Origin of the sequence: Pontivivens ytuae (assembly GCF_015679265.1) — a bacterium.
Taxonomy (GTDB): Bacteria; Pseudomonadota; Alphaproteobacteria; order Rhodobacterales; family Rhodobacteraceae; genus Pontivivens; species Pontivivens ytuae.
Map to the genome: position 1 here is coordinate 2304386 of NZ_CP064942.1, position 25105 is coordinate 2329490.

Consider the following 25105-nt stretch of genomic DNA (forward strand, 5'->3'; position numbering starts at 1 on the left):
GGGGAATCGGCGAGAACAGCGACTCAACAGGTGGCAGAAGGCCCCTCTTTCAAGTGAGGAGGCGTCAATGGCACTGCTACCGATCAATGTCCTGGGCAACGGGTCCGGCTCGGGCTCGCCCCCTGCGGGGGATGGCGACGGGACCACAACTCCCCCCGATGACGGCAGCACGGGCGGCACCGGATCCACCGGCGGCACGGGCTCGACCGGCGGTACGACGGGCGGCGGCGGAACCGCTCCTGCAGAAGGGGGCGGCAGCACGACGGCCACGCCGGTTAGCCAGCCCTCCCAGACGCCGGCCGTTCAATCGGCGCCCCTGCGTCCGCCGCTGACCGAGGCGGCCGCGCGCTCGCTGCTCGAATCTCTGGCCGAGCTGTCGGAAAGCGATGCCGTGCGCCTGGCCGAACAGGTCGCACGGGAGAGGAGCCTGAACGCGATGATCGAGCGGATCAGCGAAGCGCCCGAGGCCGGAGCGCTGTCGCTCCTGATCCCGCCGACCGTTGCGGCGGAGCGGGAGGCGCTGGCCGAACGACTCTCCGGTGAGGGGGATACCCTGACCTCGACGTCCAGCGGTCGGATCGACGTGGGTGAAAGCTGACGTCGGCCACGCGGCAAGTGGAACACGCCGCCCGGCCCCCCGACCGGGCGACGTGCCATAGGACCCCCCTCCGGTGGCCCTATTCTACTCCGCCGCGACCCGCGCCGGATTGTTGGGATGCGTCGTCCAATCGGCAGGCTCGGCCTCGACCGTGCGCCCGGTCCGCGGATCGACCGTGCCCGCGGCCATCGGCTCCATCGTGATGCACTGCTCGACCGGGCAGACATTCACGCACAGATTGCAGGCGACGCATTCCGCATCGATCACCTCGAACGTCCGATCCGCACTCATCGAGATCGCCTGGTGCGAGGTGTCTTCGCAGGCCGCGTAGCAGCGCCCGCACTTGATGCACAAGTCCTGGTTGATCCGAGCTTTCGCAACGTAATTCAGGTTGAGGTTCTGCCAGTCACTGCAGTTCGGCACGGCGCGCCCGGTCACCGCTGCGATACTCTCGTGACCCTTCTCGTCCATCCACTGCTCGAGGCCTGAGATCATCTCCTGCACGATCTTGAAGCCATAGGTCATGGCCGCCGTGCAGACCTGTACCGAACCGGCGCCGAGCGCGATGAACTCCGCCGCATCGCGCCAGGTCGTGATCCCGCCGATGCCCGAGATCGGCAGGTCCGCCGTCTCCGGATTGCGGGCGATCTCGGCCACCATGTTGAGCGCGATGGGTTTCACCGCCGGCCCGCAATAGCCGCCATGTGCGCCCTTGCCGTCGATCGTCGGCTCCGGCGCGAAGAGGTCCAGATCGACCGACGTGATCGAGTTGATCGTGTTGATCAGGCTCACCGCATCCGCACCGCCACGATGCGCCGCCTCCGCCGGGCGGCGCACGTCGGTGATGTTCGGCGTCAGCTTCACGATGCAGGGCATGCGCGTGTTCTGCTTCACCCAGCGGGTGACCATCTCGATGTATTCCGGAACCTGCCCGACGGCGGAGCCCATGCCCCGCTCGCTCATCCCGTGCGGGCAACCGAAGTTGAGCTCGACCCCGTCCGCGCCGGTCTCCTCGACCAGCGGCAGTATCGTTTTCCAGCTCTCCTCATCGCACGGCACCATGAGCGATACGACCATCGCGCGGTCCGGGTAGTCGCGCTTGACCTGCTTGATCTCGCGCAGGTTCACCTCGAGCGGCCGGTCGGTGATCAGCTCGATGTTGTTGAGGCCCAGCAGCCGCCGGTCCGCGCCCCAGATCGCGCCGTAGCGCGGCCCGTTCACGTTCACCACGTGCGGATCGAGGCCCAGCGTCTTCCAGACCACACCGCCCCATCCCGCCTCGAAGGCGCGGCGGACGTTGTATTCCTTGTCCGTCGGCGGGGCGGAGGCCAGCCAGAACGGATTCGGGCTCTTGATGCCCACGAAATCGATCGACAGATCGGCCATGATCAGGCTCCCTTCATCAGTTCTGCGTGGATGTCTTCCGCCGCGTCGCGACCCTCGGCCACTGCGGTGACGGTCAGGTCGTCGCCGCCCGCCGCGCAGTCACCACCGGCCCAGACGCCGGCCCGCGAGGTGCGACCGGCTCCGTTAACCGCGATCTTACGCCCATCAAGGTCCAGCGGCACGTCGCCGAGCGCCTGCCCGATCGCCACCAGCACCTGATCCGCGGCGAGGCGGAAGGTTTCGCCCGTGCCGGTGAGCCCCCCGCCACTGTCGGTGGTGTACTCGAACTCGACCTCGCGAGCCGCGCCGTTCCCATGCACCGCGACGGGTTGCGCGTTGCAGATGATGCGGACGCCCTCATGCGTCGCATGATCCTGCTCTTTGCCGCTGGCGCTCATGCGATCCTGGCCGCGGCGGTAGACGATCGTGACGTCCTCGGCACCCAGCAGGCGGGACTGGACCGCGGCGTCGACCGCCGTCATGCCGCCGCCGATCACGACGACGCGGCGCCCGACCGGAACCGACGACTTGTCCTCGGTCTGCCGCAGGTAGTCGATGAAGCGCACCGCGTCGGTCACGTTCTGCTTGTCGGCTCCGTCCGTGCCCAACGCATTGACGCCCGAGAGACCCATGCCCAAAAACACCGCGTCGTACTCGGTGGCGAGGCCGTCGAGGTCAATGTCGCGGCCCAGAGCCTTCCCGGCCTCCAGCGTGATCCCGCCGATCTTCATCAGCCATTCGACCTCGCGCTGCGCGAAGCTGTCGGGCGTCTTGTAGGCGGCGATGCCGTATTCGTTGAGACCGCCGGGCTTCGGCTTCGCATCGTAGATGGTGACGTCGTGTCCGTGCAGCGCCAGCCGGTGAGCGCAGGAAAGCCCCGCCGGACCGGCGCCAACCACTGCAACGCGCTTGCCGGTCTTCGCTGCCCGCTCGAACGGGTGAACGTCGCGCTCCATCAGCGTGTCGGTGGCGAAGCGTTGCAGCCGGCCGATCTGCACCGGCTTGCCCTCGGCGGCCTCGCGCACGCAGGCTTCCTCGCAAAGCTGCTCGGTCGGGCAGACCCGCGCGCACATCCCGCCGAGGATGTTCTGCTCGAAGATCGTCTTGGCTGCGGCCTCCGGCGTATCGGTCGCGATCTGGCGGATGAAGAGCGGGATGTCTATGTCGGTCGGACAGGCCGTGATGCAGGGCGCATCATGACAGAAGTAGCAGCGATCGGCCGCAACCTGTGCCTCGTGTCGGTCGAGAGGCGGATAGAGGTCCGCGAAGTTGCGTTCGTACTCCGCCGCGCTCAGGCGGTTCGCGGCTATTCCGGAGACCTGCGGTCCGTTCGGCATGGCTGTGCTCCTTCCCTGTTGAGGGAAAGCTTACAACCGGCCATTTTTTTATCAATTGGTAAAATCATGCCTCATTCAAGTGGGCCCAGATGCGCCTCCAGCGCGCCGCGCATGTCGGCGACCGAGAACGGCTTCGCGACGAAGTGGTCGACCGTCTCGTCCTCCGCCTGCTCGCGGTAGGCATCCGACGTGGCGAGAAAAACCGGAATGCGGGCGAAGACCGGATGCTCCTTGATCCGGCGGGCGAGGTCCACGCCGCTGAGCCCGGGCATGTTGAGGTCGGAAATGACGATGTCGAAGCGCGTCTCCGCCATCATGTCGAGCGCCGCCTCCCCGGTCGCGGCCAGCGCGACCTCCTGCACGCCAAGGCGTGCTAGACATTGGCGCGCGAGACCGCGCATGGACTGTTGATCGTCCACGACCAGGATCTTCAGGGATCGAGGCGACGGCATGGGATTCTCCTCAGTTCGATATGCGGACTTTGCGCCCAGAAGGTTGAGAAAAGGTGGACAAGCGTGCAGCGATGGCGTCGAGCGACAGCACTTCGTCAACCGCGTTGATTTCGCAGGCCACACGCGGCATTCCGAACACGACGGCCGAAGCCTCGTCTTGCGCGATGCAAAGACCGCCAGAGCGCCGCAGTGCCAACAGACCATTGGCGCCGTCGCGGCCCATGCCGGTGAGGATCACGCCGCACCGGACCATATCCAGTTCCGCCATCGCATCGAACATGACATCGCCGGAGGGCCGGTGTCCGCAGGGCGGCGGCGCGTTGCTGAGGGTGCTGACCAGACCGTGCGGTCTCATCTTTGGCACGACATGCAGGTCGCCCGGGGCAAGCCGGATCATGCCGACGTCCAACTGTTCCCCGTCGGTCGCGACGGCAACATCGGGGCGACAGCGGGTCTGCATCCGTTCGGCGAAGCGCAGCACGAAGTTCGCCGGCATGTGCTGGCTGATCACGATCGGCGGCGTGTCCTCGGCAAGCCCTTCGAGGATCCGGCTCAGTGCCGCCACACCACCAGTCGATGACGCGATGCCGATCAGCTCGGGGCGGGTTCCAGTTGTCGAGCCGTAGTGTGTTGCGTGCGCGCGAGGGACCGGTTGATAGCCCACATGTGCCGCTGCCGCCGCCAGCACCTTCTCCCGCAACTTCGCGCGGAAGCCCATGAGGCCGAACGATCCGTCCGGCTTCGCCACCACGTCGACCGCGCCGAGTTCGAGGGCCGCGAGCGTGGCATCCGTGCCCGCCGCGGTGAAGGCGGACACCATCACGGTCGCGGTGGGCCGCAAGGCCATGATTCGCTCGAGCAATGCGATGCCGTTCATGTCCGGCAACTCGACATCGAGCGTGATCACGTCGGGCGCGTGAGTTCGGATCACCTCTCGCGCCTCCGCGGCGGTTCCGGCGGTAGCCACGATCTCGACCTCGGGCAGGGTGGACAGTGTTTCCGTGATCAGCGTGCGCATGAAGCGGCTGTCATCTACGACGGCGATGCGGATCGGCTTTATGTTCATGACGGGCGCTCTCTTACAGCAGCGCCCCGTACCGAGGCATGAGGGTCGGTAGTCGTCCGGATGAGATGGACGGAGACGGATCCGGTCCGCGGCACCAGGAAGATCCGCCGCGCGCGGGTGCCCCCCGTATCCTCCGCATGGATCGGGATGTTCCACTCGTTCAGGATCTGCCGCGCAAAGGCGATGTTGGCCTGACCGATGGAGCCCGACCGCGGCGGCTTGAGGATATCGGCGCCCCCGAAGATCTTGGCGATCAGGTCGCTCTCTTCGGCTCCGGCGCGGGTCATCTCCGCCATCAGGCGCGCCATCGCCGTATCGCCATACCGTGCCGAGTGGTCGGAGGGATCATGGCGACGCGGCAGCAGGAAGTGGTTGAGGCCGCCGATGCGACGGGGGCGATCCAGCAGACAGACGGAGACGCAGGATCCGAGCAGCGTGGTCAGAACGGTGTCGGCCCCGCCGTTCACCGCGACATCGCCCGGTCCGACATCGGTAACCGCAAGCGGCCCCGAGGACAGCTGATCCGGATCGACGAGGCTCATCCGCGTTTCCGATATGCGGTGGTGCCGATGGCCTTGAGCGCGCGCGGGACGGTCATCAGCGCTTCCGAATGGCCGAGGCACAGCAGGCCACCGTCGTCCAGAACCTCGATCAATCGGTGGAGCACGCCCTCCTTGGTGGCGGGTGAGAAATACATCAGCGTGTTTCGGCAAAAGATCACCTGGAACGGGCCCTTGAACGGGAACGGATCCATGAGGTTGAGACAGCGCGGCCGGACGAGGGCGCGCAACGCCGCGCCGGGCCGGAACATCGCGTGATCCCGTTCGAGATGCCGGTGGAGGTGGGCGGGGATCTGCCCGATCTGGCCGAGCGGATAGCTCGGTCGAGCCACCATCGCGACTTGCGCGCGATCCACGTCCGTCGCGAGGAGCCGCATCGCTGTCGATCGGATCGTCGGCAGGGTATCGAGCGCGGTCAGCCCCATGCTCCAGGCCTCCGCACCATTGGCCGACCCGGCCGACCAGAGGCGGAGCGGGGTGTCGCGCAGGCGGTCTTGCCGGAGATGGTCCGCGAGGAGGTCGAAATGGTGCGGCTCGCGGTAGAACGACGTCATGTTCGTCGTGACGGTCTCGATGAACTTGCCGCGCTCGCCGGATCCCGCCGGACTTTCCAGATGCTCCAGATAGTCGTTGAGCGTCGTGAGACCGAGGAGCTCCCCTCGCCGCATCAGCCGCGCTGCAACCGTCGCCTGCTTGTGGGGCCGCAATACGATGCCAAGCTCATGAGACACGCGTTCCGTCAGGCGGGCCAGTTCGCCGCTTGATGGTTCCCGTTGTGCACGCGCCCCTTCCAACCCGGTCAGCCTGCGACGCTTTCCGCGCTCTCGTGCCCGAAGATCAGGGACAGGTCGAGCAGTCCGATCAGTTCGTCCTTCACTGTTACCAGACCCTGAAGCGCCTCGGACGCTGCACTTTCCGCGCCGCCCGGGATGTCCAGCACTTCGTCATCGGCCACGCGCAGGATGTCGGAGACCGCATCGACGACCACCCCGATCATCTGGTCGTTGAGCTGCACGATGACGATGACGTTGGTCGGCGTGGGATCGAGCGCCGGGCCGCCGAGCCGCACCCGAAGGTCGAACACCGGAATGATGGTGCCGCGCAGATTGAGCACGCCGCGGGTATGCGCCGGCTGGTTCGGCAAAAGCGTTGTGCGGGTCCACTGCCGGATCTCGCGCACCTGCCTGATATCGACGCCGTAGGACCGGCCGTCGACCTCGAACGTGACGAACTGGCGGTGCGCTTCATCCGCGGGGGCGGCGCGTGTCTTGGGCGTCGGGGCGGTGGTCAGTTCGACGGTCAATGTATCGTCTCCTGTCGAGCAGCGGGCATGGCGGTGTTGGCGATGGCGGCTCCGGATCGTCGTTCGAGGGCCAGCAGCGCAGTCGGGTCGATGATCAGCGCGACGCGGCCGTCGCCGAGGATGGTCGCGCCGGAGACGCCCTCGATGCTGCGGTAGTTCGCCTCAAGGCTCTTGAGGACCACCTGCCGCTGGCCGATCACGCCATCGACGGCGAGCCCGATGCGACCTTCGTCCTCGGCCTCGATGATCAGGATCATGTCGGGCTCCGCACTCCGCGGCAGGCCCAGCAGGTGCGAGAGGTCGTGGCGTGCGAGGTATTCGCCGCGGCGTCCGATAACCTGTGCGCCGCCGGGCAGTTCCTCGACCTTGAGCTCCGACAAGCGGACAGTTTCGACCACGACGGAGAGGGGGAGCACGTACTGTTCGCCGCTCGTCTCGACAACCATGCCGTCGAGCACGGCGAGGGTCAGGGGCAGGGTGATCTGGATTTCCGTGCCCTGGCCGGGGGTCGAGCGCAGGCTGCATCGGCCGCCCAACGCCTGGATCTTGCGCTTCACCACGTCCATCCCGACGCCGCGGCCCGACACCTCGGAGACCTTGGAGGCTGTCGAGAAGCCGGGGAGGAAGATCAGGTTGTCGATGTCGTCCGGAGACAGCCCCTCGGTGGAACCGATCAGTCCTCGCTCGAGCGCAATCGCGGCAACGCGGGAGCGGTCGATGCCGCGGCCATCGTCGGAGACCGTTATCACGACACGCTCCCCTCGATGTTCGGCGGCGAGGTGGATGTGGCCCTGGCGCGACTTGCCCGCGGCCTCCCTATCCTCAGGCGTTTCGATGCCGTGGTCCATGGCGTTGCGCAGCATGTGGGTCAGCGGCTCGACCAGCTCTTCGATCACCGTCGTGTCGACCTCGGTCTGCTCGCCTGAGACGTCGAGGCGCACCTCTCGGCCCAGCATGTCGGCGAGGTCGCGGACGACGCGGGGCATCCGGCTGAACACCGACTTGATGGGCTGCGCGCGGATCGCCATCACGCTGTCCTGCATCTCCCGCACCTGACGGGAGAGCGTTTCCAGCGAGCGGGAGATTCGGCTTTCGGTAGTGCCGCCCTGCGCGTCGATCCCGCGCAGGTCCTGGGCAAGGGCTGCCTGCAGAATAACGACCTCTCCGACGAGGTTCACCAGCCGGTCGATGCGGGGCAGTTCCACGCGGAGGGACTTGGCGAAGCCGGTGCCGCGGCCCATGCCCGCCGGCTCCCCATCACCATCGGACGGGCGCAGCTTCGGCTTTGGCGTGGGGTCGACCTGGGGCGGCGGCAGGCCGTCCACCTTGGCCGAGAGGTCGTAGACCGCGAAGAAGTCGCGCAGCGTCGCCGGATCGGCGCCCTTGAAGGTGAGCGTCCAGCGGAAAGGGCAGACCATCGGGTCCAGCTCGTCGAGGGACGCGACCGTCCCCTCGACGCTGACATCACTGAGCCCGATATTGCGTGCCGCGCGGACGACGCGCAGCGGGTCGTGGCCGCACAGGATGAAGTCGTCGGCAGGCGCGAATGTTATCGCCATTTCCGTGGCTTTGCCGGTGGCATCGGTTGCCTGCACTTCTGGTGCGGGCTGCGCTGGTTCGGATTTCGGAGCCGGAGCATCGATGCAGGCGCGCAGATCCTCCTCGACCCTTTGGCGGGCTTCGGCGGCGGGCGCACGCCCGCTCTGCGCGCATTCGAGCAGGTCCTGCATCACGTCCGTCGCGCGGATCAGCACGTCGATCGTCCTGTCCTGCAAGGCCGCGGCATCCTTGCGACACGCATCCATCACGCTTTCGAAGAGATGGGCGAACTCGATCAACTCGTGGAGGCCGAAGGCCGCGGCCCCGCCTTTCACCGAGTGGACGGCGCGGAAGGCCGCGTGCACCACCTCGTCGTCCCGCGCGCCGCCCCGCAGTTTCGCGAGCATCTCCTGCAGTTCGGAGACGAGCTCGTCCGCCTCCGCAAAGAACAGGTCCCGGTATTTCTCGTCATCGCCCGCCATGGCGCGCCTATGCCAACTGATCGACCAGGCCGAGGATCTGGTCGGGGTCGAAGGGTTTGCAGAGCCAGCCGGTGGCGCGGATGCGGCGCGCCTCGTCCTTCAGCTCTTGCGCGGTTTCGGTGGTCAGCAGCAGCATCGGCAGCGTCCGGCCCTGCGGCGTCTCCCGCGCGGCGGCGATCAGCTCCAGCCCGTTCATGCGCGGCATGTTGAGATCGGTGATGACCATGTCGGGCTGGTGGCGGTCGAGCTGTTCCATCGCCTCGACCCCGTCCTTCGCGACATAGACCGTGTGGCCCGCATCCTCGAGACAATCGACGAGCATGCCGAGCATGGCGCGGGTGTCGTCCACGGCGAGAATGCGCTTCATTTCGTGAACTCCAGCTTCATCATTTCGGAGAAGAGACCGAGGTCGGAAAAGGCGTTCACGAAGCCGTCCGAGGGGCTCTTGATCAGCAGTTGCTCGCCCTTCTTGCGCAGCGCCTCGCCGCCCGCGACGATGACCGAGATCATCGGCGTGCTCATCTCCTCCACCCCTGAGGCATTGATCGAGCGGACGGCGTCCGCCCGCAGCTTTTCCAGCAGTTCGAAGGCCGCCGTGGCGTCGGAGCGGCCGGGCATGACGAACTCGTGGGGTGCGGACATGTGGATCCTCCTCAAGGGCGTTCAGAGGGGAGACATGACAGCTACGCCTTACCGCTTGGTTACCGATCCGGGGTCGTCATCGATAATTCAATTCAATCTCGTCGCGGTTTTCTCTAGCGTCGCCCGCACCTGACTGGAGACGACCGCATGCGCCTGTTGCTCGCCCTCGTTCTGTTTCTTCTTCCGGCGGCGGCGATGGGGCACGAATTGCGCCCCGCGATCGTCACGCTCTCCCTCGGCGACGGTGCGCAGCTCTTCGTCGACGTCAATCTCGAGGCGGAGCTCGCCGGGATCGGGGGCAATCACGACGATACCGATACGGCGCCGGAGGCCGCGATCTACGACGGCTACCGCGCGATGCCGCCGGATCAGCTCGTCCAGCTGGTGCGCCAGAGCGGGTTCGACCTCACCGAACTCGCGCAGGTGGAGGTCGACGGCGTGGTGGCGTCCTTCGAGGTCGACAACATCACGGTGCCGCGGGAGGACAACCTCGAGCTGCCGCGGCAGAGCGTCGTCAGCCTCAGCGGGGTCCTGCCCGATGGAGAGACGGGGCGGCTCATCTGGAACGGGCAGGTTGAGGTCATCATTCGGATCGACGACGCGGCAGGTGAGGCGATCCACCAGGAATTTCTCCTCTCGATGAGCGCGAGCCAGCCGTTCGACCTCGCCGGCGCCGCGCCGCAGAGCCTCGCCTCCGTCGTGTCCAGCTACATCGTCATCGGGTTCGAGCACATCATCCCGAAGGGCTGGGACCACATCCTCTTCGTCGTCGGGCTGTTCCTGCTGGCGGCGCGCGCCGGGCCGCTGATCTGGCAGATTACTGCCTTCACCCTCGCGCACACTGTGACGCTCGCGCTTGCGACGCTCGACGTGATCTCCCTACCCGCCGCGATCGTGGAGCCGCTGATCGCGCTCTCCATCACCTATGTCTGCGTGGAGAACGTCCTGACCAACCGGATGACGCCCTGGCGGCCGGTCGTGGTCTTCCTCTTCGGACTGCTGCACGGCCTCGGTTTTGCGGGTGTGCTGGGCGAGGTCGGCCTTTCGACGCAGCACTTCGTCGCCTCGCTCATCGCTTTCAATGTGGGCGTCGAGCTCGGTCAGCTCGCCGTCATCACCATCTGCTTTCTCGCCGTCGGGATCTGGTTCCGGAACAGGACCTGGTACCGGCAGGTGATCGTCATCCCGGCCTCCGTCGTAATAGGACTGGTTGGTCTGTGGTGGTTCATCGAACGCACGGTTCTGGCCTGACCGCACGGCGGAGCTCTCCGGTCGTGCATTCGTGGGAGACGACCGAAGGAGCCGACCGTGACCGATTACCTGATCCTCTATGCCCTGACGCTGGCGGTGTTTCTCATTGTCGACGTCGTGTGGCTCAAGCTGGTCGTCCTCGATGTGTTCGAGGCGCGGATCGGTGGCATGATGCGCGACCAGCCCCTGCTGGGCGTCGCGGCGGCGTTCTACGCGGCCTATGTTGCGGGCATCGTCTACCTGGTGAGCGGCCCGGCGATGGCGGCAGACGTCTCCATGGGATCGGTGGCGCTGCAGGCGGCGATCATCGGCCTGCTCGCCTACGGCACCTACGAGTTCACCAACATGTCGGTGATGAAGGGCTGGGACTGGACGATGGTGTCGATGGATACCGCGTGGGGCGGTGTGCTGACCGCTGGCTCCGCCGTCGCGGGCCTCGCCCTCACCCGGCTTCTGGTCAACTGACCCGCCGCAATCCCTGACGCCCCGGCGCGCCGATCCGCTCCGGCGCGTCGCTGGGCGTTACGTGATCGAAGCGCAGGTCGAGGCGGTAGAGGCTCTCCGTCCGCTCCCGCTCGATCCGCCCGGCGAGTTGCAGCACGAAGGCTCCGATCAGACGGTGCCCGATCCCGGAGCTCGACAGGCTGTCGCTGTCGATCACGTCGGGATCGATGGTGTTCTCCACCAACAGATGCACCGTTCCATCCTCCAGCCGAAGCTGCACGGTGATCCGCGCGTCGTCCTTCTGATGGCAGGTGTATTTCAGCGCGTTCAGCAGCGCCTCCGTCACCAGCAGCGAGAACGGCACCGCCTGATCCGGGTTCATCGGGAAGCTGTCGAGCTCCGTCAGGATCGCCGCTTGGCCGGTCTCATCATCGCCCCCCTCGGTGAGGTTCTGGATGATCTCCGACACCAGACCGTCGGCCGGAACCGCCGTCAGGCTCGGCGTCTCGTAGAGCCGCTGATGCACGAGCGCGAGGCCCATGATCCGCTCGCGTAGCCGCAGGATCGTCGCCCGCTCCCGCTCCGACGTCGTGGAGCGGAGCTGGATATTCATGATCGAGATGATGAGCTGCAGGTTGTTCTTCACCCGGTGATAAACCTCGAGCAGCAGAACCGTTTTCTCCTCCACCAGGTTCGACAACTCGCGCTCGCCTTCGTTCACGGTGCGCGCCATCTCGGTGAAGCTCTCGCCCAAGTCACCAAGCTCGCCCGGCGCCGGCGGCAGCGGGCGGATGGCAAAGCCCCGGTTGCCGCCCTTGAACGCAAGGATCGAGCGGTTGATCCGTCGCACCGGGTCCACCACGAGGCGCCGCATCGCGAAATAGGCGAGCATGATGCACAGGATCCAGATCGAGACCGGCAGCGCGATCGCCGTCGCCACAGTCGCCAGCCCCGTTGCATTGCCGGGCGTGTTGGGCAGGGAAAAGATGCCGGCCAGCTCCCCCTCCACGATCGGCACATAGGCATAGAGCCGGGAGGTTCCGCGGGTGTCATTCTCCCGGAATACATATGGACCTGTCTCGGGCTCCGTCGCGCGGTCGGCGAGACCGACGGGCAGCCACCACGACTGTTCGATCGCATAGTCGGAGCGGGCGAGGAACTGCCCGCTATCGTCAACCAGCGCGACCTGAAGCTCGCCGACGCTGTCATCCACCGCATCGAACAGCCGGACCACGTCGCGCGGGACCGAGAGGCTGAGCGTCCCGCGCCACGCCCCGTCGACGATCACGGGGTGGGAGACGATCAGTACCGCCTGCCGGCTGACCGCACCGGATTCAACGACCGTCACGGTGCGGGTGGGGTTCTCGATCTGCAGGCGAAAACCTTCGTCCTCGCGGAAATCCCGAATGACATCGCCGACCGAGGAGCAGCGCAGGAAACCGTCTGCCTCGATAAAGCCGGCGAAGACATAGCGGGTGGATGCGTTGATGAAGTCCGTCAGCTCCGCCGAGCACTGCGCCCGGTCGCCGGACGCGACCGCCGCACTGCGGGCCAGCGCCTTGGCCGACCCGAACCCTTCGGCGATCTCCAGCCGCTCGACCTCCGCCGCGCGGTTTGCGACGCGCAACAGCTCCGCAGCCAGCAACGTCTCGTTCCGCCCGCTGGTACGCACCGCCTCGAACACCGCGAAGCCGCCGATGGGCAACAGTGCGAGGGACAGTAGAAGAACGATCTGCCAGGCGAGCGACAGGTTTCTCAAACGATCTGCAAATCTTCCGATCATCCGTCGTTGCCACTTCGCCTGCCGTCGCGCACTCGGGTGAAGCTCTGCGGTCCCGGTACGTCTTTTCAAGTGGCGGCCGAGACGGGCAGCGGCACTGCCCGACTCACGCCGGTCGAGTCACGGAAACGCGCCCGCGCCCCACAGGTTCCCGGCCTGCAAAGAAAAACTCTCGATCAGCTTTCCGAAGATGTCTCGGGCGAGACAGGTTTCTTCGCTACATCCCGAAGTTGAGCAAGCAGGTCGGAGAACTTCTCATCGCTCTTCGACGTGTCGAAGGCCACGCGCATCTTGCCGCCTAGCGCGTCTTCCAACGCGTCGGATTTTCTGGACAAAGTTTGCACGCCAACCATGGTCAAGCTCCTAAACCTGAATACATAAGCGTTCACAGACAGCGAAAGTTCCGTCCGATACGGGACGGAATTTCGAGGAGGACCCAATGGGAACAGCACCGGATCGCGCCGCCCTCGTCAGCGAGATCGAGATGCACCTGCCCTACCTGCGGCGCTACGCCCGCGCGCTCACCGGATCCCAGGAGCGTGGTGACGATTTCGCGGCCCGCACCCTCCAGAACATCATCGGCGACCTCTCGTTGATGGAGGGGGAGGCGCCCGCCGCCGAACGCCTCTTCAAGGTCTTCCACGGCATCTGGATCGCGGCCGAAGGCGAGCCGGGTGAGACCCCGGCCCCCCTCGGCGAGGGGGAGCGCATCGCGCAGGCCCGCCTTGCGAAGCTCACGCCCCGCGCCCGCGAGGCACTGCTCCTCCGCGTGATGGAGCAGTTCCCGATGGGCGGCGTCGCCAACATCATGGGCATCGCGGAGGACGAGGCGTCCGAACTCGTGCGCATCGGCGCGCAGGAGATCGAGGGCGGCATGTCCTCCCGCGTCATGATCGTCGAGGACGAGCCGCTGATCGCGATGGATCTCGAGGCGATCGTCAGCGACCTAGGCCATACCGTGATCGGTAATCCGCGCACCCGTGCCGAGGCCGTGAGCATGTATGCGAGCGAGAAGCCCGAGCTCGTGCTCATGGACGTGCACCTCGCCGACGGCTCCAGCGGCGCCGATGCGGCGGCGGACATCCTGACGGACATCCCGGACCAGCCGATCATCTTCATCACCGCCTATCCTGAGCGGCTGCTGACGGGCCAGCGGGCCGAGCCCGCCTTCCTGATCACCAAGCCGTTCACCGAGGAGCAGATCCGCGCGACGATCAGCCACGCGCTCTTCTTCTCCGCCCGGGCCGTGCCCGCCTGACCGGATCCGCCGCGCCCGCCTTGCACTACGATGCCGTCATCCTGGGGGCCGGCGCCGCCGGCCTCTTCTGCGCGTTGAACGCCGCCCGGCGCGGTCGGAGGGTCCTGATCGCGGACCATGCCCGCGCCCCGGGGGAGAAGATCCGGATCTCCGGCGGCGGGCGCTGCAACTTCACCAACCTCCATGCGAGCCCGGAGAACTTCCTCTCCGCCAACCCGCGCTTTGCCGTCTCGGCCCTCGCCCGCTACACCCAGTACGACTTCCTGGAGATGGTCGAGGCCGAGGGCATCGCGTGGCATGAAAAGACCCTCGGCCAGCTCTTCTGCGACGGCCGCTCCACCCAGATCGTTGACATGCTGGTGCGCGGAGCGACCGAGGCCGGCGCTGAGCTCGCCCTGTCCGCCCCGGTGCGGGAGATTGCAGGCGACGGTCCTTTCGACATCCGCTTCGAGGATCGGTCGGTGACATCCGACGCGCTGGTGATCGCCACCGGCGGCAAGTCGATCCCGAAGATGGGCGCGACGGGCTTCGGCTACGACGTCGCGCGCCAATACGGCGTGCCGGTGACCGAGATCCGGCCCGCGCTCGTCCCGCTCACCTTCACCGATGCGGAGAAGGCGTGGATCGGTGCGCTCTCGGGCCTCTCGGTCGATGCGCAGGTCTCCTGCAACGACACGCAGTTTCGCGAAGGCATGCTCTTCACCCATCGCGGCCTCTCCGGCCCCTCGATCCTCCAGATCTCGTCCTACTGGCGCGAGGGGGAGGAGATCGCGGTGGACCTGATGCCCGGCGAGGATGCCTTCGCCCGCCTGCGCGACTTGCGCCAATCGGCCGGCCGCCAGTCCGTGCGCGGGGCGCTGGCGCAGGTTCTGCCCCGCCGCCTCGGCGAGCAGTTGGGGGAGGGCTACGGCGGCAACCTCGCCGACATGTCCGACGCGGCCCTGCGCCCGCTGGCCGAACAGCTCTCAAATTGGCGCCTGCGCCCCGCGGGCAGCGAGGGCTACCGCACGGCGGAGGTGACCCTCGGCGGCGTGGACACCGATGCGCTCGACAGTCGGACGATGGCGGTGAAGGCCGTGCCGGGCCTCTACTTCATCGGCGAGGTCGTGGACGTGACCGGCTGGCTCGGCGGCTACAACTTCCAATGGGCCTGGTCCTCCGGCTGGGCCGCCGCGCAGGCAATCTGACCGAGCCCCTCCCGCCCGTCGTCGACGCCTTCGGCATCTCCTCCTGTTGGGCCGGGCGCCGCACCGATGCGCGGCGACGTGGGTGCACTAGGAGGTGCCGTTGGAAAAGAGCGGAGGCAGTGCGCCTGGTCTCGAAAACCCAGAGCTTGAACCCCTCAAGTATGCGGAGCGGCCCGCACCAAGTTAGGATGGCCATTGTCCTCCCGGTTCAGTGTGAGGGTCCAACTCTCAGTGGATGCGCGTTCCGGATCTGCCTCGCCGTGGCAATGCGCAGACCGCACGTAGAGCGAACCGGCCGACAGATCGAACCGCAGCTAGATTGCTCGCTAGACAGTCTGGATCACCCAACATGCGGTGCGTTTCTACAGCACATAGACGGCGCGCCCGATTCAAAACTCAAGCGCCCCGCAGCGCGGAAGCGCGGCGCCGGGCCCAACGGGCGAGCCGGGCTTTACATTGCAAAGGCGGGTGAGACGGGCGGGAGGGGCCTGCTTCAGACGTGCAGCGGGTCTTCCTTGGCCAGCCGGTCGAAGGCCATGAGGGAGGTCATCAACGCTCCCATCCGATCGAGCGGGATCATGTTCGGCCCGTCCGAAGGCGCCTTGTCCGGATCCTCGTGGCTCTCGATGAACACCGCCGCGACGCCCAGCGACACGGCGCACCGCGCCATGACCGGTGCGAACTCCCGCTGGCCGCCCGAGGAGCCGCCCTGCCCGCCCGGCTGCTGCACCGAATGGGTCGCGTCCATCACTACCGGATAGCCCGTGCGCGCCATCTGCGGCAGCCCTCGCATGTCCGCCACCAGCGTGTTGTAGCCGAAGGAGGTGCCGCGCTCGCAGAGCAGGATGCGCTCGTTGCCCGTGCTCGCGATCTTCGCGGCGACGTTCGGCATGTCCCACGGTGCGAGGAACTGCCCCTTCTTCACGTTGATCGCGCGGCCGGTCTTCCCCGCGGCCAGCAAGAGGTCCGTCTGCCGCGACAGGAAGGCGGGGATCTGCAGGATGTCCACGACCTCGCCCGCCACCGCGCACTGCTCCTCGGTATGCACGTCGGTAATCACGGGGCACCCGATCTCGGACCGCACGTCTTGCAGCACGCGCAGCCCTTCCTCGATCCCCAGCCCGCGTTTGCCGGTCAGCGAGGTGCGGTTGGCCTTGTCGTAGCTCGCCTTGAAGACGTATTGCGCGCCGGCATCGGCACAGACCTTCGCCAGATGCTCGGCCAGCATCAGCGCGTGGTCTCGGCTTTCGAGCTGGCAGGGCCCGGACAGCAGGGTCAGCGGCTGGTCGTTGCCAACCTTCAGGGCGCCGATCTCGACGGTTTTCATGTACGTCCTTCTCCGTAGCTCATCTGCTCGCGCAGGATCGAGATCGTCAGGCTCACCATCATGTAGGTGGCAAAGAAGATCACGAAGGCGAGCACCGTGTATTCGAACGCGCGCGGGTAGCTCGGCACGACCGGTTGCACCGGGTTCACCGCCCGCTCGAGGAACGCGTTCTGCTGTGCCGTCGCGCGCCGCGCAATCTCAAGGCTCTCGACCGCGGTCGTCACCATCACCTGCCGGATCTCCAGCTCCTGCTGCGCCCGCTCCAGCTCGGCGGAGATCCGGGCGAGGGAGCGCGCGTCGGGCTGGCTGTTGACGACGAGGGCGCGCTGCTCCTCGATCGCCTGCTCCAGCCGCGCAATCTCCGCGTTCAGGACGCGGACCTGTGCCTGATTGGGGCGCGCGTTGTCGAGCAGCGCCGCAAGGCTCAGCCGCCGTTCCTCCAGCGCGCTGGTCAGCGCCGCGATCTGGCCCTGGACGAGCCCCACCTCCACATCGGCGGAGAAGATGCCGCGCCGCTCCTGCAGCTCCAGCACGCGGTCATAGGCCTCGTCGAGCTGCGCTTCCGCATCCGTGAGCACCTCCTGCGCGGAGTCCACCGCATCGCCCTCGTTCCGGTCCGACATCTCGTCGACCCGCTCCTCGGCGAGCTCGATCAGACGCCGGGCGACGGAGGCGGACATGGCCGGGTCGGCGGTGATCACCTCCATCCGCATCACGCCCTCGGTCGTGTCGAACCCGACCAGCACGCGATCCTTGTAGAGCGCGAAGGCGTCGTTCTCGCTCGCATCCGCGGGCAGCCGCTGGATCGGGTCGATGTCCGGGTCGGAGTAGTGGGCGAGCAGGTCGAGCTCCGCATCCAGCACCCGCATCGCCTCACGCGAGGTCAGGAAGTCCTGCACAGCGATGCTGTCGGAGATCAGCCCGAGCGGGGAGGAGGACAACAGCCCGCCCCCCGACGCCTCCATCATCGAGGCATTGGCCGGCTTGATCTGGAAGACCGCCTCGCTCGAATAGAAGGGCGTCGCGTGGTTGTAGTAGTAGTTGCCGACCAGGAAGGTCGGCAGCACGACGAAGAAGGCGAGGCGCAGCCACAGCAGGACGAAGCGGCGCCGCCGGCGCTGGACCAGCTCGCGCTGGATCGCCTCGATCTCGGCATCGCGGGGGTCGAGCGTCTTGCCGCCATCGTCGTCGCCGCCCCGCCCGCCACCGCCGCGCCCGCCGGTGCGGCCGCCAGGCTCGACCCGGGCGACGCCCTGCTGCTCCCGCTCGGCGGGCAGGTTGGTGGTGTCCTTGGCTTCGGCCGCGCCCTGCCTGGCCTCCTGCCGGACCTGCTGGTTGACCACGGCCATGACGTCCTTGCGTTGCTTGGGGCGCAGCCCGTCGGGCGGCGGCACGCGGCCGTCGGTGGCGGAGTGCTCCTCCCACGTCTCGGCCTCGTTGAGCAGGCGCTTCGCGCGCCGTCGGGCTCGCCGCGCCTTGCGCTCCGCCTCCTCCTGATCGACGACGCTGCCGGGCGCGTCGTTCGCCGCCTTATCGTCTGGTGTAGTCATACATCTGCTTAGCGTCTTCGAGCGTGTCGAAGAAGTGCAACCTTCCATCCTGCAAGACCGCGGCGCGCTCGGCATAGGCCTCAAGCTGCCGCGGCATGTGAGACACCATGACCAGCGTCGCGTGCTTCAGCCGTTCCCGGAACACCTCCCCCGCCTTCCGCACGAACTCGGCATCCGCCATCGTCGGCATGCCTTCATCCACCAAGTATATGTCGAAATCGAGGCTCAGGAGGAGGGCGAGCGACAGCCGCCCCTTCATGCCGGAGGAATAGGTGCTGACCGGCTGCTCGAAATACTCCTCCAGGTCGCACATCCAGCGGCAGAACGCCTCCACATAGTCGGGATCGACGCCGTAGAAGTGCCCGGCGAAGCGTGCGTTCTCCGCCCCCGAGAGCTTCGCATCCACGACGCCCATGAAGCCCATGGGAAAGGAGATCCGGCTCTCGCGCCGGATGATCCCCTCGTCGGGCCGGGTGAGCCCCGCCATCATGTTGATGAGCGTCGTCTTGCCTGTCCCGTTGGGCGCAAGGATCCCCAGCGACTGCCCGAGGTCGACGCGGAACGTCGCCCGGTCGAGGATCACCTTGCGGCGCACCCCCGTCCAGTAGGACTTGCTGACATTGCGAAACTCGATCATCCGTCGCTATCTACGCGGCCCCCTGCCGGAGCGCTAGCACCGGCAGGCTAAGACCGCGTTAACTCAGCCCGGCTGCTTCTCCGTCCGGAAGACGCGGGCGGCGACGAAGGCCATGATGACTGCGCCGAAGCTGAGGAGCGCGCCCATCTTGGCCGCGTCCTGCACCTGACCGGGCGTGAAGGCCACCGACGCGATGAAGAGCGAGACGGTGAACCCGATCGCCGCCACGCAGCCCAGCACGAACAGGTCGGACGTCTTCATGCCCTCCGGCAGGCCCAGCTTCATCGGCCGCGCCGCGAGGTAGCCCATCAGCCAGATGCCGAAGGGCTTGCCGACCAGCAGACCGGCGAGCACCAGCCACGTCGCGTCGCCCACCGCGTTGAAGAGCACGCCCGCATTCGCGAGGCCGAAGAAGAACAGGATGATCTCCACCGGCGCCTTCAGCGCATGCTCCAGCGTGTTCAGCAGATCATGCAGATGCGCTTCCGCCGCGGCGAAGATGCCGAAGGCCCGGTCCGCATGCGGAATCGTCGGCACGATCGGCAGCAGGCCGAGCGCGGGGTGGATCCCCGCCCGCATGAACCCGTACCAGGAGATGCAGCCCGCGATGATGTAGGGCAGGCCGCCCAGCGCCTTACGCACCATGGTGGAGTTCGGCCGGTCCTGCTTGTGCCGGTCCAGCCGCCGCGGCAGGTGGTTGAACAGCAGGAACACCGTGGCTGCCGCACCGAAGGACACCAGCAGCCATTCCGGCGCCAGGTCGCCCGAAGGGTAGAAGATCGCGAGGATGATCAGCCCCGCCGCATCGTCCGCGATGGCGAGCAGCAGCAGGAAGCCCACCGCCGGGTGCCCCGCGCCGAAGATCAGGCGGCCGACGAGGTAGGAAAACGCGATATCCGTCGCCGTGGGGATCGCCCAGCCGTTCGCCACGCTATCGAAGGTATCCGATCCGATCAGCAGGGCGAGGCCCAGATAGACCGCGATCGGCCCGAACATGCCGCCCGAGGTGGCGATGAGCGGCGTCAGCGCCTTCTTCCCGCGTAGGGACCCGTCCTTCAGCGCAACGGCCTCCCACACCTCCTTGCCCGCGATGGCGAAGAACAGCGCCATCAGCACATCGTTGACCAGGTAGTGGAGCGTCAGCGTCCGGTGCCCGTCATGCAGGTGGCCGATGGGCGCGTGGTCCCACAGCGGAAACTCAACGAAGTGATGGTAACTCTCGTAGTCGAGATTGGCCCAGATCAGCGCCGTGATCGCACCGAAGATGAGAAGCAACGAATATTGCTGAAGATAGTTCCAGACGCGATACATAGAGAGGCCTTTGCGCAGATCGGTTGGCTGGACGCTCTAGCAACTGCGTCCCCTCGTCGCAATCGGCGCAATCGGCGAGCCGGTCGCTATGTTACAACTGATGCCATCTGATCTGCGTCCCGTCGAGAGTGCTTTGGTCGAGTGCCGTCATTGCGCGCCACACTTTGCCAAGACGGCAACAGGTCACGCACCGCGCCCTATCGTCCACCTGCATCACGCCGCCCGCATCGTCATCGCGAGCCAGGCGCCGGGGGCCCGCGCCCACGCGAGCGGCGTGCCCTTCCGCGATCCCTCCGGCGTGCGGCTGCGCGACTGGATGGGCCTCGATCAGCAGACGTTCTTCGCGCCCGGCGTCGTGGCGGTGGTGCCCATGGGCTTCTGCTTTCCCGGGCAGGATGCGGAGGGCAACGACCTGCGCCCGCCCGCGATCTGCGCCGAGATGTGGCAGGAGCGCGTGCTCGCCGCCCTCCCTGCTGTCCGCCTGACGCTGGTGATCGGCGCCGTCGCCCAGCGCCAGCGCCTCGGGCGGCGCGGCCCGATGACGGAAACGGTCCGCAACTGGCGCGACCACGCGCCGGGTGTCGTCCCCTTGCCGCATCCGAGCTGGCGCAACACCCCCTGGCTGAAGCGCAACCCGTGGTTCGACGCCGAGCTCCTCCCCGCCCTCCGCCAGCGCGTCGCCGAGGTGCTGGCGGACTAGAGAGCCTGTTCACCACCGCCCCGGCCCCCGAGCCGGGGCCGCTCACACCGAATGTGCAACCGACGTCTCTACCCCGCATGGTGTTCGGGGCTGTTCCCAGGCCGCGCCTCCATCCTTTTCGACGCTGTCGGAGAGTTTCCCAGCGCGGCACTCTCAAAACAAAGCGGTCCCGGATCAGGTCCGGGACGGTTCCACCTACTTACCACCGCCCCAGCCCCACCCATACCGCGCGAAGCCGTGACCGCCCCGGACTTGATCCCGCGCCGCCCGACGCGCACACCGGACGCATGGATGACCTCATCACCCGCATCCGCGCCTGCCGCATCTGCGCCGACCGGTTCGCCGCGACCCACACGGCTCATGCACCCAGACCGGTCGTCTGGCTCTCCAACACCGCCCCGGTGCTCATCGCGGGGCAGGCACCCGGCGCGCGAGTCCACGCCTCCGGCCTGCCCTTCGACGATCCGTCCGGCGACCGGCTGCGCGACTGGCTCGGCGTAGATCGGGAGGCGTTCTACGACCGGGAGAAGTTCGCCATCGCACCCATGGCCTTCTGCTTTCCGGGTTACGACGCCAAGGGCTCCGACCTGCCGCCGCCGCCGGTCTGCGCCAAGACGTGGCGTGGCGACGCGATGGAGGCGATGCCGCAGGTCCGCGTCCGCGTGCTGATCGGCGGCTACGCCCAGAAATGGCACCTCGATACCAAGGCCAAGGTCACCGACATCGTGGCCGCCTGGCGCGATCACCCCGACGGCACCTTCGCGCTGCCGCATCCCTCGTGGCGCAACACGGGCTGGTTGAAGCGAAACCCGTGGTTCGAGGCCGAGGTCGTGCCCCGCCTGCGCGACGCGGTGTCCCTTGCGCTCGGCTCCCGCGGCTGACATGTCGCGGGCATGACCGAAGAGACCCCGCTCGACCGCGCCCACCTCGCCGCCGACGCCGACGAGAGCCTGCGCTCCCGCTTCTGGGACCGGCTGCTCGATGCCGAGCTGTTCCTCGTGCTGGAGGAGGAGCCGAAGGGCGCCACGGTGCGCCCCGTGATCCTGGAGACGTCGGACGGCCGCGTCGCGCTCGCCTTCGATCGCGAGGGTCGGATGGCGGATTTCATGGAAGGTATGACGCCCTTCGCCGCCCTCTCCGGCCGCCGTTTGGTCGGCCTGCTGGCGGGGCAGGGCGTGGGGCTTGCCCTCAATCTCGGAGGCCATGGGTCCGAGACGATCCTGCCGGTCGACGCGCTGCGCTGGGCCGCCGACCAGCTCGCCGACCTCACCGAGGTCCGCGAAAGCGCCCTCCGCGACATCCGCAAGCCCGCGGGTCTGCCCGAGGCGCTGCTGACCGCGATCCACGAGAAACTGCCGGGCCTCGAGGGGCTGGCTGCTGAAGCCTGGCTCGTCGGCGTCAGCTATCGCGACGGGCAGCAGGGCCACCTGCTCGCGGTGCTCGACGCGCTGCCCCCGGCGCAGGAGGCGATCGCGACCGCCATGGCCGAGGCGCTGCGGCTGTCGGGGCTCGACGCGGGCGCGCTCGACATCGCCTTCTTCGACCGTGGCGCGAAGGTGGCGGAGACGATCCGCCGCCACGGCCTCGGCTTCGAGATCCCGCAGCCTGCGGTGGAGATCCGAGAGATCTCCGCCCCCGGCAGCGACCCGTCGAAGCCGCCGATCCTGCGATAGCCGTCGCGTCCGCCTCCGGCGGGCGTATTGGACGAGAGTGATGCGGGGAGGCGTCGTACGGGGCGTCAACCTGCGCGCCCGGCCTAACCGGCGAAACGCGGTGCGGTGAGCGGGCGGGAGTTTCTAGCTCAGCGCGTTCTTCAGCGCGTGCCAGCTCGCCTTGGGCGTCCGCTCCAGCGTCTCGAAATCGACGTGGACGATGCCGAAGCGCTTCTCGTAGCCCGCGGCCCACTCGTAGTTGTCCATCAGCGACCAGATGAAATAGCCGGCCAGCGGCGCGCCCTCGGCAATCGCCTGTCTGGCGGCGGCGAAGTGGTCGCGCAGGTACTTCACCCGCTGCGGGTCGGGGCAGGCGCCGTCGAGCAGGTAGTCGTGGCCTGCCATGCCGTTCTCGGTCACGTGGATTGGCAGATCGCCGGAGAACTCCCGTGCTGCCCAGGTGATGAAGTGGCGCAGGCGGTCCGGGTCGATCTCCCAATCGAAGGCGGTCTTTTCCAGCGGCCCCTCGACATAGCCGATCTGCGGCCACGGCCCGCCGACATTCACCACCCGCTTGCGCGTGTAGTAGTTGATGCCGAGCCATTCGACGGGGGCCTGGATTGTCGGGAAATCGTCCTGCCAGCCCTCCGGCAGATGCCGCTCCAGCCCCTCAAGTGCCGCCGCCGGGTATTCGCCGCGGAAGACGCCGGACAGGAACCACTCGTTGTAGATCGCGTGGTTGCAGGCGTGGGCGGCCAGCGTCTCCGGCCGGTCATCGGCAGGGTCGGAGCCTTCGAGATTGGTGACGATCCCCAGATTGCCGAGCCCCATCGCCCGCATCGCCTCCACCGCCCGGCCATGGGCCAGCAGCACGTGGTGCATCGCGCGGGCCGCCGCTCGGATGTCCCGCAGGCCCGGCGCGTGCGCCCCCCAGAAGTGGGAGAGCCAGGCGACGCACCACGGCTCGTTGATCGTCGCCGTCGCCTCCACCCGGTCGCCGATCCGACCCATGATCGTCTCGGTGTAATCCGCGAACCACCCGGCCACGTCGCGGTTCGTCCACCCGCCCTTGTCCGCCAGCGCGGCAGGCAGGTCCCAATGGTAGAGCGTGGCGAAGGGGCGGATGCCGCGCGCCACCATCCCGTCGACCAGCCGGTCGTAGAAGTCGAGCCCCTCCGCGTTCGGCGTCACCCCGTCCGGCATCACCCGCGCCCAGTTCATCGAGAAGCGGTAGGCGTCGAGGCCCGCATCGCGGATCAGGTCGAGATCCGCCTCCCACCGGTGGTAGTGGTCGCAGGCGACGGCGCCGTCCTCGGCCCGCACCACGTTGCCGGCGGTCGCGGCGAAGGTGTCCCAATGCGACGGACCACAGCCACCGAAGGACGAGCCCTCGATCTGGTAGGCCGACGTCGCGGTGCCGAAGACGAAGCCCTCGGGGAAATCGCCCCGCGCGAAACCCAGCCCGCTCATGCCGGGGCCGGCCCGGTGGAGCGGCCCTCTACGAGCTGGCAGTCCCACACCTCGCTCTCCACCGGCTTGCCGGCGATCAGGTCGAGCACCATCTCCGCACAGCGATGCCCGGCGGCAGAGATCGAGGAGAAGGTGGTGGTAAAGCGCGGCGGATCGCCCTCGTTGCGCAGGAACGAGAGGTCGTCGTCATGGGTGATCAGCGACACGTCGTGGCCGAGCTCCAGCCCCGCATCGCGCACCGCCCGGCTCACCCCGATGGCCGAGATGATCGAGGAGGTGAGGATCGCCGTCGGCCGCTCCGCCCGCTGCATCCACGCCATCGTGGTGTTGTAGCCGTTGGTCTCCGTCATCTCCTGATGGGCGCTGAGGGAGGGGTCGGTGGCGATCCCCCCCCGCTCCATCGCCTGCTCGTAGCCCGCGCGGCGGCGCAGCGCGAAGCTGATCTGCTCCAGCCCGTTCAACAGCGCGATGCGCCGGTGGCCCAGATCGATGAGGAACTGCGTCGCCTGCCGGAAGGCGCGGGCGTTCTTGATGTCGAGGCAGACGCTCGGCCCGTCATCGCCCACCGGCCGCCCGTGCAGGACGAAGGGCAGGCCGAGCTCCGTCAGCAGCTTGATCCGCGGATCGCCGGTGCGCGGCGCATGGACGATCACCCCGTCCACCGAATGCCGGCGGGCGAGGTCGCGATAGGCGTCCTCCTCCCCCTTTTCGGGCACGACGGTCAGGATCGTCTCATAACCGACCTTGCTGTAGACCTCCGACGCGCCGGTCATGAACTCCGCGAAGATCGGGTTGATCATCTGGTGTTCGCCCAGCGGAATCACGTGGCCAACGGCCATCGCCTTCCCGGTCGCGAGCTTCCGGGCCATCGTGTTGGGCTGGTAGCCGTGCTCGCGCGCCGCGGCCTCGATCCGGGCGCGGGTCTCGGCATTCACTTCCGGATAGCCATTGAGCGCGCGGGACACCGTCGTGGGCGACAGGCTCAACATTTCCGCCAGCTCTTTCAGGGTCATTCCGGGGGTCCTCATCAAAGCGATTTGATCCCTGCAGTATCGAAATTCTCTCTGGCAAGGCAACGTGGAAGCGCGCAGGATGGCAAGGCTTGACAGGGCTCGGGCGGCCTCGCATCGTGCCGGGGCTTCAAAGCGGTTTGGTTTTCGCGAGCAACGCGGC

Annotated in this window: 26 protein-coding genes; 8 read left to right on the forward strand and 18 right to left on the reverse strand. The window is 67.4% G+C overall.

Going from position 1 to position 25105, the window contains the following annotated elements; all coding sequences use genetic code 11:
* Window positions 1–67: 67 nt before the first annotated feature.
* Window positions 68–598: a hypothetical protein gene (locus I0K15_RS11160; protein WP_196101599.1), complete on the forward strand. Its 531-nt coding sequence runs from the start codon at window positions 68–70 to the stop codon at window positions 596–598.
* Window positions 599–682: 84 nt separating this feature from the next.
* Here the strand turns inward: I0K15_RS11160 and preA are convergent, their stop codons facing one another.
* The 10 genes from preA to I0K15_RS11210 form a co-directional block, all read right to left on the reverse strand.
* On the reverse strand, window positions 683–1984 hold the full coding sequence (gene preA, locus I0K15_RS11165) for an NAD-dependent dihydropyrimidine dehydrogenase subunit PreA (protein ID WP_196101600.1): 1302 nt from the start codon (window positions 1982–1984) through the stop codon (window positions 683–685).
* A gap of 2 nt (window positions 1985–1986) precedes the next feature.
* On the reverse strand, window positions 1987–3321 hold the full coding sequence (locus I0K15_RS11170) for an NAD(P)-dependent oxidoreductase (protein WP_196101601.1): 1335 nt from the start codon (window positions 3319–3321) through the stop codon (window positions 1987–1989).
* A 71-nt stretch (window positions 3322–3392) separates the two neighbouring features.
* On the reverse strand, window positions 3393–3773 hold the full coding sequence (locus I0K15_RS11175) for a response regulator (RefSeq protein ID WP_196101602.1): 381 nt from the start codon (window positions 3771–3773) through the stop codon (window positions 3393–3395).
* A 10-nt stretch (window positions 3774–3783) separates the two neighbouring features.
* Entirely contained in the window at window positions 3784–4839 is a 1056-nt protein-coding gene (gene cheB, locus I0K15_RS11180; protein ID WP_196101603.1) for a chemotaxis-specific protein-glutamate methyltransferase CheB, read from the reverse strand.
* Window positions 4836–5381, reverse strand: coding sequence for a chemotaxis protein CheD (locus I0K15_RS11185; protein WP_196101604.1), 546 nt, complete (start codon window positions 5379–5381; stop codon window positions 4836–4838). Before I0K15_RS11185 ends, cheB begins: the two co-directional genes overlap by 4 nt.
* Complete coding sequence (locus I0K15_RS11190; RefSeq protein ID WP_196101605.1) at window positions 5378–6130, reverse strand: CheR family methyltransferase; 753 nt, start codon at window positions 6128–6130, stop codon at window positions 5378–5380. Before I0K15_RS11190 ends, I0K15_RS11185 begins: the two co-directional genes overlap by 4 nt.
* Window positions 6131–6198: 68 nt before the next feature.
* Window positions 6199–6702, reverse strand: coding sequence for a chemotaxis protein CheW (locus I0K15_RS11195; protein WP_196101606.1), 504 nt, complete (start codon window positions 6700–6702; stop codon window positions 6199–6201).
* Window positions 6699–8723: a chemotaxis protein CheA gene (locus I0K15_RS11200; RefSeq protein ID WP_196101607.1), complete on the reverse strand. Its 2025-nt coding sequence runs from the start codon at window positions 8721–8723 to the stop codon at window positions 6699–6701. Before I0K15_RS11200 ends, I0K15_RS11195 begins: the two co-directional genes overlap by 4 nt.
* A 7-nt stretch (window positions 8724–8730) precedes the next feature.
* Entirely contained in the window at window positions 8731–9090 is a 360-nt protein-coding gene (locus tag I0K15_RS11205) for a response regulator (RefSeq protein ID WP_196101608.1), read from the reverse strand.
* On the reverse strand, window positions 9087–9365 hold the full coding sequence (locus I0K15_RS11210; protein WP_196101609.1) for a hypothetical protein: 279 nt from the start codon (window positions 9363–9365) through the stop codon (window positions 9087–9089). The genes I0K15_RS11205 and I0K15_RS11210 overlap by 4 nt, the downstream gene beginning before the upstream one ends.
* Before the next feature lie 147 nt (window positions 9366–9512).
* Here I0K15_RS11210 and I0K15_RS11215 point away from each other — a divergent pair, with 147 nt between their 5' ends.
* Both I0K15_RS11215 and I0K15_RS11220 read left to right on the forward strand, forming a co-directional pair.
* On the forward strand, window positions 9513–10616 hold the full coding sequence (locus I0K15_RS11215; protein WP_196101610.1) for a HupE/UreJ family protein: 1104 nt from the start codon (window positions 9513–9515) through the stop codon (window positions 10614–10616).
* A 57-nt stretch (window positions 10617–10673) separates the two neighbouring features.
* On the forward strand, window positions 10674–11081 hold the full coding sequence (locus tag I0K15_RS11220) for a DUF2177 family protein (protein WP_230374091.1): 408 nt from the start codon (window positions 10674–10676) through the stop codon (window positions 11079–11081).
* On the opposite strand, the gene I0K15_RS11225 is transcribed toward I0K15_RS11220, so the two are convergent.
* Together I0K15_RS11225 and I0K15_RS11230 are read right to left on the reverse strand one after the other, a co-directional pair.
* Window positions 11074–12819, reverse strand: a complete 1746-nt coding sequence (locus tag I0K15_RS11225) for a sensor histidine kinase (RefSeq protein ID WP_196101611.1) — start codon at window positions 12817–12819, stop codon at window positions 11074–11076. The two genes, I0K15_RS11220 and I0K15_RS11225, sit on opposite strands and share 8 nt — an antisense overlap.
* Before the next feature lie 197 nt (window positions 12820–13016).
* Entirely contained in the window at window positions 13017–13193 is a 177-nt protein-coding gene (locus tag I0K15_RS11230) for a hypothetical protein (RefSeq protein WP_196101612.1), read from the reverse strand.
* 86 nt (window positions 13194–13279) lie between these two features.
* Between I0K15_RS11230 and I0K15_RS11235 the strand changes: the two genes are divergently transcribed.
* Both I0K15_RS11235 and I0K15_RS11240 read left to right on the forward strand, forming a co-directional pair.
* On the forward strand, window positions 13280–14098 hold the full coding sequence (locus I0K15_RS11235) for a response regulator (RefSeq protein ID WP_196101613.1): 819 nt from the start codon (window positions 13280–13282) through the stop codon (window positions 14096–14098).
* A 20-nt stretch (window positions 14099–14118) separates the two neighbouring features.
* Window positions 14119–15285, forward strand: coding sequence for a BaiN/RdsA family NAD(P)/FAD-dependent oxidoreductase (locus I0K15_RS11240; protein ID WP_230374092.1), 1167 nt, complete (start codon window positions 14119–14121; stop codon window positions 15283–15285).
* A gap of 493 nt (window positions 15286–15778) precedes the next feature.
* Here the strand turns inward: I0K15_RS11240 and kdsA are convergent, their stop codons facing one another.
* The 4 genes from kdsA to I0K15_RS11260 all read right to left on the reverse strand — a co-directional run bounded on the left by kdsA (window position 15779) and on the right by I0K15_RS11260 (window position 20110).
* Entirely contained in the window at window positions 15779–16612 is an 834-nt protein-coding gene (kdsA, locus tag I0K15_RS11245; RefSeq protein WP_196101614.1) for a 3-deoxy-8-phosphooctulonate synthase, read from the reverse strand.
* Window positions 16609–18162, reverse strand: a complete 1554-nt coding sequence (locus I0K15_RS11250; RefSeq protein ID WP_196101615.1) for a KpsE/RkpR family capsule polysaccharide export protein — start codon at window positions 18160–18162, stop codon at window positions 16609–16611. Before I0K15_RS11250 ends, kdsA begins: the two co-directional genes overlap by 4 nt.
* A complete protein-coding gene (locus I0K15_RS11255; protein ID WP_196101616.1) occupies window positions 18143–18799 on the reverse strand; it encodes an ABC transporter ATP-binding protein in 657 nt (218 codons plus the stop codon). The genes I0K15_RS11250 and I0K15_RS11255 overlap by 20 nt, the downstream gene beginning before the upstream one ends.
* Before the next feature lie 63 nt (window positions 18800–18862).
* The gene (locus I0K15_RS11260; RefSeq protein ID WP_196101617.1) at window positions 18863–20110 is read right to left on the reverse strand and encodes a Na+/H+ antiporter NhaA; all 1248 of its coding nucleotides are present in this window, start codon (window positions 20108–20110) and stop codon (window positions 18863–18865) included.
* A 100-nt stretch (window positions 20111–20210) separates the two neighbouring features.
* Here I0K15_RS11260 and I0K15_RS11265 point away from each other — a divergent pair, with 100 nt between their 5' ends.
* The 3 genes from I0K15_RS11265 (at window position 20211) to I0K15_RS11275 (ending at window position 22483) form a co-directional block, all read left to right on the forward strand.
* Window positions 20211–20810, forward strand: coding sequence for a uracil-DNA glycosylase family protein (locus tag I0K15_RS11265; RefSeq protein ID WP_196101618.1), 600 nt, complete (start codon window positions 20211–20213; stop codon window positions 20808–20810).
* A 287-nt stretch (window positions 20811–21097) separates the two neighbouring features.
* Window positions 21098–21691, forward strand: a complete 594-nt coding sequence (locus tag I0K15_RS11270; RefSeq protein WP_196101619.1) for a uracil-DNA glycosylase family protein — start codon at window positions 21098–21100, stop codon at window positions 21689–21691.
* A gap of 12 nt (window positions 21692–21703) precedes the next feature.
* Entirely contained in the window at window positions 21704–22483 is a 780-nt protein-coding gene (locus I0K15_RS11275; RefSeq protein ID WP_196101620.1) for an SseB family protein, read from the forward strand.
* 123 nt (window positions 22484–22606) lie between these two features.
* On the opposite strand, the gene I0K15_RS11280 is transcribed toward I0K15_RS11275, so the two are convergent.
* The gene (locus I0K15_RS11280) at window positions 22607–23932 is read right to left on the reverse strand and encodes a GH1 family beta-glucosidase (protein ID WP_196101621.1); all 1326 of its coding nucleotides are present in this window, start codon (window positions 23930–23932) and stop codon (window positions 22607–22609) included.
* Complete coding sequence (locus tag I0K15_RS11285; RefSeq protein WP_230374093.1) at window positions 23929–24945, reverse strand: LacI family DNA-binding transcriptional regulator; 1017 nt, start codon at window positions 24943–24945, stop codon at window positions 23929–23931. Before I0K15_RS11285 ends, I0K15_RS11280 begins: the two co-directional genes overlap by 4 nt.
* Between the last annotated feature and the right edge of the window lie 160 nt (window positions 24946–25105).